Source organism: Paenibacillus thiaminolyticus (genome assembly GCF_003591545.1).
Taxonomy (GTDB): Bacteria; Bacillota; Bacilli; order Paenibacillales; family Paenibacillaceae; genus Paenibacillus_B; species Paenibacillus_B thiaminolyticus_A.
This window is the reverse complement of sequence record NZ_QYZD01000028.1, coordinates 46,363-60,120: the sequence shown is the minus strand read 5'-3', so window position 1 is coordinate 60,120 and position 13,758 is coordinate 46,363. Positions and strand designations below refer to the sequence as shown.

The window sequence follows — 13,758 nt, the reverse complement described above, 5'->3', positions numbered from 1 at the left end:
GCGCCGTTTGGCTAGAGTGTCTTATGTAAAGGTTTTGTAAACCCTGAACGGAATCGCGTTCTCCGCTATTCTTCCCTTCCGATGACCATTGTCATTCCGGCCGGGCCATACAAACAAATCCCCGGTCCGCGACCGGGGATTAAAGAATGATTGCTTATGCAAAGACAGGGTCCTTTAACTGGGCCAGCTTCTCGAACGAGTTGCGATCGACGTCAGCGTGCAGGCTGTTGCCATGCGCATCCATCGTCACAATCGCCGCGAACCCTTCTACATCGAGATGCCACATCGCTTCCGGAATGCCGAATTCGAGGAAATCGACTCCGTTCACTTGCTTCATGCATTCCGCATAATATTGAGCCGCCCCACCAATCGCATTCAAATAGACGGCGCCATGCTCCTGCAGCGCGGCCAGTGTCTTCGCACCCATGCCGCCTTTGCCGATGACGGCGCGGATGCCGAATTTCTTAATGATATCGCCTTGGTACGGCTCCTCGCGGATGCTCGTCGTTGGTCCGGCCGCCTTGACATGCCAGCCTTCCTCATCCTTAAGCATGACCGGGCCGCAATGATAGATGACCGCCCCGTCCAGATCGACCGGCGCATCATGGTCCATCAAATATTTATGGAGCGCGTCGCGTCCCGTGTGCATCTCTCCGTTGATAACGACGACGTCCCCTACCTTCAAAGAGCGGATCTGCTCCTCGGAAATCGGCGTATTCAGCACGATGCGGCTGCTCTCGCTCTTCGCGGGCGCTTCTTCCGCTGCCCCTGCCGCTTCATCGGCCGCGCTGTCCATCGGAAGCTCGCTGCCGCGCTCGTATACCCATTCCTTAATCTCTCCGCTCGCGCTGTCGAGCAGGGCGCCTTGGCGCCGGTAGGCCCAGCAGTTGTAGGCGACCGATACGAAGAAGCTCGCCGGCAGCCGGTTCATGACCCCAATCTTGCAGCCAAGCAGCGTCACCTCGCCGCCGAAGCCCATCGTGCCGATGCCCAGCTGATTTGCCTTATCCAAAATATATTCTTCCAATTGCCGCAGCTCAGCAATCGGATTCGTATCATCTACGCGGCGGAACAGCTGCTGCTTCGCCAGCTCGTAGCCTGTCGTCCGATCACCGCCGATGCCGACACCGATGAAGCCTGCGCTGCAGCCCTGCCCCTGAGCCTGGTAGATCGCGTGCAGAATGCATTTGCGGATGCCGTCGAGATCGCGGCCCGCCTTGCCCAAGCCCTCCAGTTCGGCCGGCAGGCTGTACTGGATGTTCTTGTTCTCGCAGCCGCCGCCCTTCAAGATGAGACGCACCTCTATGTCGTCGCGCTCCCACTGCTCGAAATGGATGACCGGCGTTCCCGGGCCGAGATTGTCCCCGCTGTTCGCGCCCGTCAAGGAATCGACGGAATTGGTGCGAAGCTTGCCTTCCTTCGTCGCGTGGCTGACCGCTTCCTGAATCTCCCGCTTCATGACGATCTGATTCGCGCCTACCGGGGTATGGACGATGAACGTCGGCATGCCGGTATCCTGACAGATGGGGGATATCTTCGTCTCCGCCATCGCAATATTGCGGGCGATCGTGCCCAGGGACAGTCCGGCGCGCGTGGCAGCGTCCTCGCGCGCTTGCGCTTCCCGGATCGCCTTGCGCACATCGCCCGGCAGATTGGTTGATGTCTCCACGATCAAATCATAAACGCTCTGCAAAAACGATTTCATAAGCAAACCCAAGCCCCTCTCTTCGAATATCCCGCTATCTATCTGCAATCATCTGGCTGTCTGTCGGGTTCCTCTCTATCTTCTCTGCTTCGGCCGATTCGACATGCCGCATGCGGCGTGAATCCGCTTCCTATAGTAATATAATAGCATAATAGAAGCGTCTGTCGAAGACATTCGGACGAAGTTATCCGGAGCTCGATGCGATGCCGGAAAGGATGAGAACCTATGGATCCAATCAAGGACGAGGCGCAAGCCGGGCGTCCGCATGGACATCATTTTTTTGCCTATATGTATCGGTTGAAGCATATCGAGCGCTGGAGCCTGATGCGCAATACGACGAAGGAGAACGTCGCCGAGCACAGCTTCCACGTCGCGATGACGACGCATATGCTGTGCACAATCGGGAACGAGGTGTACGGGAAAGCGCTGGACACGGGCCGGGCCGTCATGATGGCGCTGTTCCACGACGCGACGGAAGTGTTCACGGGAGATATTCCGACGCCCGTCAAGCACCACAATACGCGCATTCTGGCCAACTTCCGCGAGATCGAGCAATTGGCTGCAGAGCGGCTTATCGGCATGATTCCGGCTGAGCTGCAGACGGCCTATGCGCCGCTCATCGATCAGACGCTGGATGAGGAACTGAAGCGCTATGTGAAGGCTGCCGATCTGCTCGACGCCTACTTCAAATGCGGAAGCGAAGCGGCAGCGGGCAACCGGGAATTCGATGTGGCCCGGCGGCAGACCGAGCAAAAATTGCGGGCGCTCGGCCTGGAGGAAATCGACTATGTCCTTACCCGCCTCGCGCCAAGCTTCGACATGACGCTGGACGAAATGTCGTTGCCCGACAGCTAGACTCACGTAGTTCCTCCTCCCTATCCCGCAGACTGGCGATGGTTTTGGAAATCATCCCGCGGTCTGTTAAAATTAAGGTAAAAAATACAGCGAAAATTGTCGCCGTTGGATAGGAAGAAAGGAAGAACGCCATGCCATTATTCAATGTCACACTGGTTCATCGCATTTTTCGCGGCATATGGGTAACCATCGTCACACTCGGGGCTATCCTGCTATTTTATTATGGCTTCCGGATAATTTACCCGTTCCTGATTGCCTGGCTGCTGGCCTATATGATGAACCCGCTCGTCCGGTTTTTGGAGCAAAGATGGAGGTTCCCGCGCTGGACCGCCGTAGCCTCCTCCATTCTACTGTTCGGCTCGATCATAACCTTCGCGATCTTCGTCTTCACGACCAAGATCGTGTCGGAGTCCTGGCATATCGTCGGCCTCGTGCAGGAGCAGATCGCCGAGTGGAGGAATTGGCTGAATGATTACTATCATTCCGCTGAATTCCAAGCTATCCTGTCCGATCTAAATGAGACGCTGACAGCGATCGACTTGCAATCGTCCTTGTCGAAATATACGAGCACGATCGCGACGACCGGCTCGGCTCTCGTCGCCTACTTATTCAACTTTATTAAAGCGAGCGTGCTGTTCCTGCCCAAGCTGGCTGTGATCACCGTCATTATTATGGTCGCTACCTATCTCATCAGCAAGCAGTGGAATTCGCTGGCGACGGCGAGCAAGCAGATGGTGCCCGAACGGGTACGCGCCTCCCTCAGCGTCGTAAGCGGCGATCTGCAGCATGCCATTTTCGGTTACGTGAAGGGGCATATTATTTTATCCAGCATTACCGCACTCGTCTTTTTCCTCGGGTTGCTTGTTCTTGGCGTCGAGTATGCCTTCACGATCGCGATTATCGGCGGCATCGTCGATCTGATTCCGCTGATCGGCATCCCCGCCATAGTCGTCCCGTGGGCGGTGTTCTCCTTCATCGAAGGCAACCTGTTCCTGGGCACCGGTCTTCTGGTGTTATGGCCGATCATTCTTGTGACGCGGCATGCCTTTGAACCGAAGGTGTACGGCTCCAGCATCGGACTGAATCCGCTTATGCTGCTTATCTTTTTGTTCGCGGGACTTCATCTGTTCGGGGTGATCGGCATTTTTGTTGGCATCATCGCCCTCGTCGTGCTGACGGCGCTGCAGCGGGCCCATGTATTCCGCGATGTCTGGCGCTATATTATGACCGGCTCCTTCTTTCCGATGGCGCCCCCTGCACCCAAATAATCACGCAGCTTCGCAAGGACAACAAAGAGAGCGCCATTCCCCCGGAATGCGCTCTCTTTGCCTGTCAGGCCCGCCGCAACTCTTCACGCTTTCTTACCCGAAGGACGTCACTAGCCCATTCAGCAGCGTTCTAATGTCATATTGATACTCGTTGCAGTCCGACATTTTTTTCTTCACATAGTCGCCTTCATTATCCGGGTACAGACCGTAGCCCTAGAACACGCGGACATGCTCCGGCTGGTTCCGGAAATGCGGCTGATGCGCTAGCACAATCGACATCAACCAACTGGACTCCTTGAATGTGACCAAGGCGCCTGTTCGTGCTTTATTGCGGGAGAAGGCTTCCATCCGATCGAAAAATCTCGAGTCCTGACAGGTTACGGTGAAGGACTCCCACTTCGAGCCTTCGATATGGTCGTCGAATGAAGAAGGGATTTCCCAATCCGGGCTTCTTCGCGGCGATGCGATCCCATAGCTTCCACGAGCTTCCCTTGCCGTTCAAGCTTGGGCGGACGTCATCGAGCCAAGGCTATAGCCCTCCGTCATCGACCCGTCACGATGATAAGGTCGCCGTCATTGAGCTCTATCGTTCCCGGCGATCCCTCTTTGACATAATGAATTCTCGTTACCGTAATGCCGCTGCCTTCTTTGAAATCCAGATCGGTCACCGTGCATTTCATATTGAAATCGACGCCATGCGGCGGCTGTATAATTTTTTGCCATTGGCAATAAAATGTATAGTTTTCTAGCGAGAGGCAGCCTCGCTTACTGGGGCTTGTGCTCATAGCGATGCAGCGCTTTGGAGAAATTGCCCTCCAACAGCTCGTTCAATTTTTGGATCATCCGGTCCGGATTCTCGGTCATTCCGTTCTCCATCCACTGAATCACGAGGCCAGTAAAGGCAAGCGTATAGAAATTGGCGATAAATTTCTTATCCTCTTCCCGAACCTCCATTGTATCCGAGACTTCGTTCACCACATCCCTCATTAAGCCCATCGTGACGCTGTACAAATAATGATCGAGATGGTTCCTTGCCAATGAGTTAAGCGTGTTGAGACAAAATGCTTTGTTGTTCTCGATATAGAGAAAAATTTTGCGGAGTCCTTGCGTCCATGTGCTGTAGCTTCGGTAGTGGGCGATGCTCTCGACGGCTTCAGATTGGTAAACCCAGCCGAGCAAATCGTAAATGTCCTGGAAATGGTAGTAAAACGTTTGCCTGTTCAAGCCGCAGCGATCCACGATATGCTTGACCGTAATTTTATTGAAAGGGCGGTCGTTCATCAGTTCCTTGAGTGAGGTCGCAAGCGCTTTCCTCGTTATAAGCGAGCTGGACATTCCATCACCTGCTGTATCAGAATACAACTCTGAAATTTATGCTTATTATACCCGCAATCGTATCCCGCTACAAATGACTATGGGAATCAAGCCGATTATGTCGTCAGCCGGCCCGGATCTGCCCGATTACTTGAAGGACAAGCTGGAATGAGTAACCTTGGTGGATGCCGGCTCCGTGAAGGTGGAAGACGTAATGGCGCTGAATCCGGATTTGATTATTACGAGCGGCCGCACGGAGAAATTGTACGATCAGCTTACGCAAATTGCGCCGACAGTGCAGTTGGAGGGCGATTTTTACACTTGGCGCGAACGCTTCCCCGAGATGGCCGGCATCTCGGGCAAAGAAAAGGAAATGAATGAATGGCTTGCTCATTATGAAGAGAAGGCCAAGAAAATCGGCGATGAAATTAAAGCCGTCACGGGAGATGCAACGTTTGCCCTGTACGTGACAAATGCGTCGCAATACCGGAATTACGGAAAAGCTTTGCTCGGCGACGTCCTGTTCTCTGATTTGAAGCTGCCGATAGGCGAAGGGGCGCCGACGGAGTCAAGCGTCGAAATGGTATCTCTTGAAAATCTATTCATGTTCGATCCGGACTATATTTTCTTGGGGCTGTATGGAGATAATCTGGCAGTGGCTCAAAAAAAGCTGGATGACATGCAAAAATCCGAGCTGTGGAGCAAGCTGAAGGCAGCGAAAAACGGCCACGTCTATATGTTGGACAATCCAACATGGTCGTTAGGAACATTCCCGCTCGGCAAAGAAAAAGTGCTGGAAATGGTGCGCGATATGGTGTTGAAAAAATAGAGCGATTGGCAAGAAAAAAAGGGCGGTCCCGTTCGTCATACTGCATGACGTACAGGACGGCCCTCCCTGTTCCGCTTCGGATTAAATGTAGCGGTAGACCATCAAAATAACCATGATGATGAACAGGATGAAGACGAGCGTGGCGAACATCTGCGTCTTGTCAATCGCCGCCGTATTACTCTGGCCGGCCTTCGCCGACTGCAGCGCAACCTTGATCTGCTTGCCCATAATGCCGCCCAGCGCGGCGATGGCGAGGAACACGACCATCGTCAAAATAATCCACAGCATGGAATAGCTGCCTTTGCCAATCATATAGCCGCCCGTCAGAAATTGCGCGATTAGTGCATATTGGGCAATCCGGTTCGCGGAATGAACGCCAAGCAGCAGCCCCTCCTGCCCCGATGCCGACACGAGCTTCAGCTTATTGACGACAAACGGGATGACCGCATAAATCCCCATTGCGACTGCCCCCAGAATATGCAAGAGTACAAGAGCCGTGTACATAAGGAACATTCCCTCCATAGTCATGTTATGTATGTAATTTTGCTTCCTATTATACTAGACTCTCCCTCTGAACACAAAGAAAGATGGCCATTTTTGGGCCATCTTTCTGTATATCGCTATAATATTTGTCACAATTTCAATTTATCCGGCGACAACTTTGATAACATTCCGCACGGATTCGGCTGATTTGTCCAATGCCGCCCGCTCTTCCGGCGTCAAGTCAATCTCGAGCACTTTCTCGATGCCGTCGCCGCCCAGTATGGCCAATACGCCCATGAATAGCTTGTCGTAGCCATATTCACCTTCCAGGTAAGCAATGACCGGCAGAATGCGCTTCTTGTCCTTCAGAATCGCTTCGGTCATCTGTACCAGCGATGCCGCCGGCGCATAGTAGGCGCTACCGTTGCCAAGCAGGTTCACGATCTCGCCGCCGCCTACGCGGGTGCGCTGCACGATCGCATCAATGCGCTCCTGCGGAATCAGCTTCTCAATCGGCACGCCGCCGACATTCGTATACCGAACGAGCGGCACCATGTCGTCGCCATGTCCGCCAAGCACGACCCCGCGGACATCTTCCACCGACACGTTCAATTCCTGCGCGATGAACGTACAGTAACGAGCCGTGTCCAGGACGCCGGATTGGCCGATGACGCGGTTCTTCGGGAAGCCGAGCGTTTCAAATGCTGCGTAGGTCATCGCATCAACCGGATTGCTCAAAATGATGACGTAAGCATTTGGGCAGTACTTTTTCACATTTTCGCAGACGGACTTCACGATGCCTGCATTCGTGTTGACGAGATCGTCCCGGCTCATGCCCGGCTTCCGCGCTACACCCGCCGTTATGATGACGATGTCGGAATCCTTCGTATCTTCATAGTTGGAGGTACCTGTAATCTGGCTGTCGAACCCTTGCACCGGGCTTGCCTCCAGCATGTCAAGCGCCTTCCCCTTCGTTGGATTCTCGAGTTGGGGGATATCCACCAATACAACGTCTCCGAGTTCCTTTTGGGCGAGCATCAAAGCAGTAGTAGCGCCCGTGAATCCCGCACCTACTACCGTAATCTTGTTGCGTCGAATAGCCATTCCGGTCGACCCCCTATTTCATATGGTTAATGATATGATCAGCGAATTGCGAGCATTTCACTTCCGTTGCGTCGTCCATCAGACGGGCAAAGTCATAGGTTACGGTCTTATTGTTGATCGCCGTCTCCATGCCTTTGTAGATCAAGTCAGCAGCTTCCTGCCAGCCAAGATGCTCCAGCAGCATGACGCCGGACAGAATAACGGAGCCCGGATTGACGACATCGAGATCCGCATACTTCGGCGCGGTTCCGTGCGTCGCTTCGAAAATGGCATGTCCGGTCACATAGTTGATGTTCGCGCCAGGCGCAATGCCGATGCCGCCGACTTGCGCAGCCAGGGCGTCGGACAAGTAGTCGCCGTTCAGGTTCAGCGTAGCGATGACGTCGAAGTCCTTCGGACGCGTCAGCACTTGCTGCAGAGCGATATCAGCAATGGCGTCCTTGATGATGATCTTGCCAGCCGCTTCCGCTTCCGCTTGGGCCTTGTTGGCCGCATCTACGCCTTCCGCTTCCTTGATGCGATCGTACTGGCCCCAAGTGAACGTCTGCTCGGCGAATTCCTGCTCGGCCACTTCGTAGCCCCAGTTCTTGAACGCGCCTTCCGTGAACTTCATAATGTTGCCTTTGTGAACCAGCGTTACGCTCTTGCGCTTATGAGTGATCGCGTATTCGATCGCTGCGCGTACGAGGCGCTTGGAGCCTTCGGAAGATACCGGCTTGATGCCGATGCCGGAAGTCTCAGGGAAGCGGATTTTCTTCACGCCCATCTCCTGCTGCAGGAAGGCAATCACTTTCTTCACTTCTTCCGATCCGGAAGCATACTCGATGCCGGCATAGATATCTTCGGTATTTTCACGGAAAATGACCATGTCAACCAATTCCGGACGCTTGACCGGAGAAGGAACGCCGTGGAAATAGCGAACCGGACGCAAGCATGTGTACAGATCCAGCTCTTGGCGAAGCGCGACGTTCAGAGAACGGATACCGCCGCCGATTGGCGTCGTCAACGGTCCCTTGATCGCGACGATATATTCGCGGATCGCTGCCAGCGTATCGTTAGGCAGCCATTCGCCGTATGTGTTATAGGCCTTCTCGCCCGCGAACACCTCATACCAAGCCAGCTTGCGTTCGCCATTGTACGCCTTCTCGACTGCGGCATCGAGCACCCGCTTCGATGCGCGCCAAATATCGCGGCCCGTTCCGTCTCCTTCGATGAACGGGATAATCGGATGGTTAGGCACTTGCAGCTTGCCGTCTTGAATTGTAATTTTCTCGCCTTCAGTAGGTAATTCGAACTTCTCCAATTGAACCATGGACGTTCCTCCTTAAGTAAATTGCCGCACCATCATGTGATGCAGCCTTCGTCTGCCATACGATCGGCGGGAGCCACAACTCCATTGTAGCAACCCGCCGTCTGGTAGCACAAGCCAGTTCGATTATTCGCTGCTCCATCCCGTGTCCGTCGATTATCGCTCCGCGAGCGGAACGTAGCGCTGGACGGCCGGTCCGGTGTACTCGGCGCGCGGACGGATAATCCGGTTGTTCTCGTATTGCTCCAAAATATGAGCCGTCCATCCGGATACCCGGCTTATCGCGAAGATCGGAGTAAACAGATCGCGCGGTACGCCAAGCAGCGTGTACACCGAGGCTGAATAGAAGTCGACGTTCGGCTTCAGGCCCTTCTGACCGGTCACAATCTCTTCAATGCGGACCGACATGTTATACAGCTCGAGATTGCCGCTCTTGCCGCCAAGCTCACGAGACATCGCCTGAAGATGCTTCGCGCGCGGATCTCCATTCTTGTAGACGCGGTGTCCGAAGCCCATGATCTTTTCTTTGCGATCGAGCTTATCTTGAATGTAATCCTCCACGCGATCGGGAGAACCGATCTCTTCAAGCATCTTCATGACGGCTTCATTGGCTCCGCCATGAAGCGGTCCCTTCAACGCTCCGATAGCCGACACAACGCCGGAATAGATGTCTGAGAGCGTCGCCACCGTGACGCGCGCGGCGAACGTGGAAGCGTTTAACTCATGATCTGCGTGAAGGACGAGCGCTTTGTCCATCGCCTTCACGGCGCTTGCCTCCGGCTCTTCCCCTGTCAGCATATACAGGAAATTGTATGCGATGGAACGGCCGGCTTGCGGAGCCACCGGCTCCTTGCCCGCACGCAGACGCGCGTAAGCGGCAACCACGGTAGGCAGCTTCGCCTGCAGCTTCACCGCCTTGGCGACATTCGCCTCCCGGCTCATGTCGTTGGCCAGATCGTCATACAGGGCCAGAGCGGAAATCGCGGAGCGGAGAACAGCCATCGTATTGGCGTTCGACGGGTACAATCTCATTTGATCGATGACGGCAGGAGAAATTGCCGCACTCTCGTCGAATTGCTTCTGTAATGCAGATAATTCGTCACGGTTCGGCAGCTGGCCATGCCAGAGCAAGTACACAACCTCTTCAAAGGTTGCGTAATCAGCCAAATCGTCGATATTGTAACCGCGGTAGGTCAGCGTGCCGTCGATAATCGAGCTGATCGACGATTCCGCTGCAACAATACCTTCCAAACCTTTCGTCGCTGTCATCTGTCCTCTCTCCTTTGCATTACTTACCTATATCAATCCTAGTTTCCCTTTTCTCTGCCAATCCTGATGTTCCCTGACTATTTGAAAATAGGCAGGTTCTTTCTACTTTAAATCATAAAGGATTTTGTCGGAACTGTGAACGGTTTCATTACAGAATGTGGATAGAAATGCTTTATCACGTCTATAAATGCTTTTTGTGAAAATAAAAATGAAAGTCTTGTGATTTTAAGCATAGCATTACTTATAAAGGTCTGTCCTACGTACGGATCCGGGAAGCAGGAATCCCGGTCACCCAAGCCGGAAAGGAGACGGGAAAATGAATCACATATCGTTGAAACGGCTATGGAGAGGAAGCCTTGTCCTGGGGGGATCCATCCTTGTCTGCGTCGCTTGCTACATTCTCTTGCCTGTGATGTACCCGTTCCTGATCGCATGGCTGATCGCGCTCCTGCTGAACCCGATCGTCGATTGGATGAGCGAATCGCTGCGCTTTCCCCGCTGGCTTAGCGTCACGGTGTCGCTGCTGCTGTTCCTGCTCGGAATGATGACGATTGCGGCCGCCGTCATTACGCGCATCGTCAAAGAAATATATACAGTATCGTTAACGATGGATTATACACTCAATCAATGGAGGGAGTTGTTCATCCGTTTTTTCGATAGCGGGGAGGTACAGCAGCTCATTCATTTGATCAGTTCGATCTACAAGGACAATCCGAATGTCCAGGAATCGATCAACCGCAATCTGGCCGATACCGCGCAGACCGTCACGACCGCGATTACGAACCTGATCACGCTCTTCCTGGATGGCATCGTCCGGCTGCTCACCAGCCTGCCCAACGTCGCAACCATCGCGATCGTCGTCCTGCTCGCCGCCTTCTTCATCAGCAAGGATTGGCTGCGATGGCGGCGCACGGTGCTCGCCTGGGTGCAGGAGCCGCTCCGGACGCCAGCTGGCACCATTTGGCACGATCTGAAAGGGGCCCTGTTCGGCTACTGCCGGGCACAATTCATGCTCATCTCGATGACGATGGTCTTCGTCACGATCGGCCTCATCCTGCTCCGGGTCGACTACGCGATCACAATCGGACTACTGGTCGGACTTGTCGATCTGCTCCCCTACCTGGGAGTGGGAGCGGTCATGGTGCCTTGGATGATATACAGCTTCGCGATCGGCAATACCTCGTTCGGCATCGGACTTGCCGTCCTCTATGCGATTGTCCTCGTCGCCCGCCAGGTGATGGAGCCGAAAGTGCTCGCCTCCAGCCTCGGGCTCGATCCGCTTATCATGCTCATGGCCACCTTCGCCGGCCTCAAGCTGCTCGGCGTGCTCGGCCTGATCGCCGGGCCTGTCGCCGTCGTCATCATTGCCGCGCTGCACCGGGCCGGAATCTTCACGGACTTGCGCAACTACATTATGGCCGGAAGGCAGTAAGAAGCCGGACAAGCGCCCGCATCCTATCACCACCAGGAGGGGGTAGCCCCCCTCTTTCCACTTCGGCCGCCGGATTCCGCATGCAGTTATCAATTTTGGCTGCGGGACCGATCGAAATATGACATAGAGGTGTCAGGTTCAATCTAGTAAAATAATAGAAAAATCTGAAAAGGGGAGTCGCCATGGCGAGCTACGAATACGCATCCAAACAACAGCTGAAAGAAACCATCCATTCTGCTTATCTGCTGCTGGACGGTGAGTTCGAGGGGATGGACGACAGTCAAAAGGACAAAAGAGTTCCTGAAGTCGATAGAACTCCCGCCGAAATCATCGCCTACCAGCTCGGATGGCTGAATCTTGTTATGGGCTGGGATAAAGACGAACTGGCGGGAAAACCCGTTATCATGCCGGCGCCGGATTATAAATGGAACCAGCTCGGCGGCCTGTACCAGTCCTTCTACGCTGCTTACGCTGATCTTTCCTTGACCGAACTCCGGCGGTTGTTCCGAGATACAGAACGCCAGTGGCTGGACTGGATCGACACCTTAAGCGAAGAAGAACTGTTTATCCAATCTGTCCGCAAATGGACCGGGGACAAACCGAACTGGCCGATGGCCCGATGGATCCACATCAATTCCGCCGCTCCCTTCAAAACATTCCGGGCAAAAATCAGGAAGTGGAAAAAGCATCAGGAACAAGCGTAATCCGTCACCTCTGTCCAGCGACGCGGGTCTGGAAGCTTGAGGGGCAAGGTACCAGCCATTCTGCACATCGTTGGTTCGATAGGGAGCGCCAGGTACTTATGCTGATTCTTGTTCTTCGATCTTGTTCTTTGATCTTGTTCTTTTTGTTCTTGTAATAATTGTTCTTGTAATTGTTCTTGTCTCGTGCCGGGCCTTTATCGAATGGAAAGGTACCTTAGAAAAGTCCTTATAACCAATATCCCAACACGTCAGGGGCCCGGCTCTTGCCGGAAAGGCCACTCACCAAACTTCTGCAACTCGTTACTGCATAGGACGCACTAAGTACAAATGCTGATTCTTGCGCTAGTAATATTGCTTGTATTGATGGTTTTGTCGAATGGAGATGTAGCATAGGAGCGTCCTTATAACCAATATCCCAACGCGTCAGGGGCCGGATCATCCACAAAGACCGAATTGAACAAAGCCTATAAGCCCCTACCCTGAATAAACGGGATAACACTGATAAGGCTCGGTTACGGTTATGCTACCTGTCCTGACGCATTGGGATATCATTCATAGGGCCTCATTCGTGCTTACCTGACCTGAGGCATAGGGATTTCGTTCATAGGGCGCTCATTCGCGCTTACCTGCCCTTCTGACGCAAGGGGATAGCGTTCATAGGGTGCTTATACGTACTTACCTGTCCTGACGCAGTGGGATATCTTCCATAAGGAGTTCAGACGCTCCTACCTTCCCCCTGATGCAAGGGGATATCGCCCATAGGGCGCTCAGACGCGCTTACCTGTCCTGACGCAAGGGGATATCGCCCATAGGGCGTTCATACGCGCTTACCTGCTCCTGACGCAAGGGGATAGCGTTCATAGGGTGCTCATACGTACTTACCTGTCCTGACGCAGTGGTATATCGTCCATAAGGCGTTCATACGCGCTTACCTGCCCTGACGCAAGGGGATAGCGTTCATAGGCGGTTATACGTGCTTACCTGCACTAATCGAGGGGGCGATTTCTCAAAAGTGGCCGGAACGGAACAACGACGTGATGCACGCATCATGTCGTTGTCTGTGCAGGCGCACCTCATCAATATCGCTTATAGTAGATGAAGCTGCCATCCTTCATTTTCTTTTCAATCCATTTGAGCAAGTAATGCCTGTATAGGGGCCGGGTCAGTGGAAACACGAGCGTGAAGCCCACGATATCCGTGAAAAACCCGGGGGTCAGCAGCAGCACGCCGCCAGCCAGTATACAGAGACCGTCAATGACCGCCCGCCCCGGAACCTGTCTCGCTTGAAGCTGCTTCTGGGCCTCTCCCCATACTTGAGCCGCTTCGTAGCGTGCGATGATCGCGCCGATCACACTGGTCAAAAGGATCAGGAGGAACGTGTTCCACCCTCCTATCCAGCCGCTGACGAGGAGGAATCCATATATTTCCAAAGCCGGAATTAAGGTCAATACGATAAGTATGCCTATCATAATCGGGTTCATGCTCG

General features: G+C 53.8%; 14 protein-coding genes. 5 read left to right on the top strand and 9 right to left on the bottom strand.

Annotated features, from left to right (window positions below; all coding sequences use genetic code 11):
* Positions 1-154 precede the first annotated feature (154 nt).
* The gene (locus DQX05_RS23070; protein WP_119795461.1) at positions 155-1,705 is read right to left on the bottom strand and encodes a fumarate hydratase; all 1,551 of its coding nucleotides are present in this window, start codon (positions 1,703-1,705) and stop codon (positions 155-157) included.
* A 225-nt stretch (positions 1,706-1,930) separates the two neighbouring features.
* On the opposite strand from DQX05_RS23070, the gene yfbR reads away from it, so the two are divergent.
* Positions 1,931-2,560, top strand: coding sequence for a 5'-deoxynucleotidase (gene yfbR, locus DQX05_RS23065; protein ID WP_119795460.1), 630 nt, complete (start codon positions 1,931-1,933; stop codon positions 2,558-2,560).
* A gap of 131 nt (positions 2,561-2,691) precedes the next feature.
* On the top strand, positions 2,692-3,828 hold the full coding sequence (ytvI, locus tag DQX05_RS23060) for a sporulation integral membrane protein YtvI (protein WP_119795459.1): 1,137 nt from the start codon (positions 2,692-2,694) through the stop codon (positions 3,826-3,828).
* 213 nt (positions 3,829-4,041) lie between these two features.
* On the opposite strand, the gene DQX05_RS32475 is transcribed toward ytvI (DQX05_RS23060), so the two are convergent.
* From DQX05_RS32475 to dhaS, 3 genes are all read right to left on the bottom strand, one after another.
* Positions 4,042-4,239 carry an oleate hydratase gene (locus DQX05_RS32475; RefSeq protein ID WP_259392159.1) on the bottom strand — a complete coding sequence of 66 codons (198 nt, stop codon included), beginning with the start codon at positions 4,237-4,239 and terminating at the stop codon, positions 4,042-4,044.
* A gap of 131 nt (positions 4,240-4,370) precedes the next feature.
* Positions 4,371-4,508 carry a hypothetical protein gene (locus DQX05_RS32470; RefSeq protein ID WP_259392158.1) on the bottom strand — a complete coding sequence of 46 codons (138 nt, stop codon included), beginning with the start codon at positions 4,506-4,508 and terminating at the stop codon, positions 4,371-4,373.
* An 85-nt stretch (positions 4,509-4,593) separates the two neighbouring features.
* A complete protein-coding gene (dhaS, locus tag DQX05_RS23050) occupies positions 4,594-5,163 on the bottom strand; it encodes a dihydroxyacetone kinase transcriptional activator DhaS (RefSeq protein WP_119795458.1) in 570 nt (189 codons plus the stop codon).
* Positions 5,164-5,323: 160 nt separating this feature from the next.
* On the opposite strand from dhaS, the gene DQX05_RS23045 reads away from it, so the two are divergent.
* On the top strand, positions 5,324-5,971 hold the full coding sequence (locus DQX05_RS23045) for an ABC transporter substrate-binding protein (RefSeq protein WP_259392157.1): 648 nt from the start codon (positions 5,324-5,326) through the stop codon (positions 5,969-5,971).
* Between the two features lie 81 nt (positions 5,972-6,052).
* Here the strand turns inward: DQX05_RS23045 and DQX05_RS23040 are convergent, their stop codons facing one another.
* The 4 genes from DQX05_RS23040 to citZ all read right to left on the bottom strand — a co-directional run bounded on the left by DQX05_RS23040 (position 6,053) and on the right by citZ (position 10,136).
* The gene (locus DQX05_RS23040; protein WP_259392156.1) at positions 6,053-6,430 is read right to left on the bottom strand and encodes a hypothetical protein; all 378 of its coding nucleotides are present in this window, start codon (positions 6,428-6,430) and stop codon (positions 6,053-6,055) included.
* A gap of 186 nt (positions 6,431-6,616) precedes the next feature.
* Positions 6,617-7,558 carry a malate dehydrogenase gene (mdh, locus tag DQX05_RS23035; protein WP_119795456.1) on the bottom strand — a complete coding sequence of 314 codons (942 nt, stop codon included), beginning with the start codon at positions 7,556-7,558 and terminating at the stop codon, positions 6,617-6,619.
* A gap of 13 nt (positions 7,559-7,571) precedes the next feature.
* Positions 7,572-8,870 carry an NADP-dependent isocitrate dehydrogenase gene (gene icd / locus DQX05_RS23030; RefSeq protein ID WP_119795455.1) on the bottom strand — a complete coding sequence of 433 codons (1,299 nt, stop codon included), beginning with the start codon at positions 8,868-8,870 and terminating at the stop codon, positions 7,572-7,574.
* Positions 8,871-9,023: 153 nt separating this feature from the next.
* Positions 9,024-10,136, bottom strand: coding sequence for a citrate synthase (citZ, locus tag DQX05_RS23025; RefSeq protein WP_119795454.1), 1,113 nt, complete (start codon positions 10,134-10,136; stop codon positions 9,024-9,026).
* A gap of 316 nt (positions 10,137-10,452) precedes the next feature.
* On the opposite strand from citZ, the gene ytvI (DQX05_RS23020) reads away from it, so the two are divergent.
* Together ytvI (DQX05_RS23020) and DQX05_RS23015 are read left to right on the top strand one after the other, a co-directional pair.
* Positions 10,453-11,568: a sporulation integral membrane protein YtvI gene (gene ytvI / locus DQX05_RS23020; RefSeq protein ID WP_119795453.1), complete on the top strand. Its 1,116-nt coding sequence runs from the start codon at positions 10,453-10,455 to the stop codon at positions 11,566-11,568.
* 182 nt (positions 11,569-11,750) lie between these two features.
* On the top strand, positions 11,751-12,272 hold the full coding sequence (locus DQX05_RS23015) for a ClbS/DfsB family four-helix bundle protein (protein ID WP_119795452.1): 522 nt from the start codon (positions 11,751-11,753) through the stop codon (positions 12,270-12,272).
* Between the two features lie 1,076 nt (positions 12,273-13,348).
* On the opposite strand, the gene DQX05_RS23010 is transcribed toward DQX05_RS23015, so the two are convergent.
* Positions 13,349-13,753, bottom strand: coding sequence for an FxsA family protein (locus tag DQX05_RS23010; protein ID WP_087445252.1), 405 nt, complete (start codon positions 13,751-13,753; stop codon positions 13,349-13,351).
* Positions 13,754-13,758: the final 5 nt, after the last annotated feature.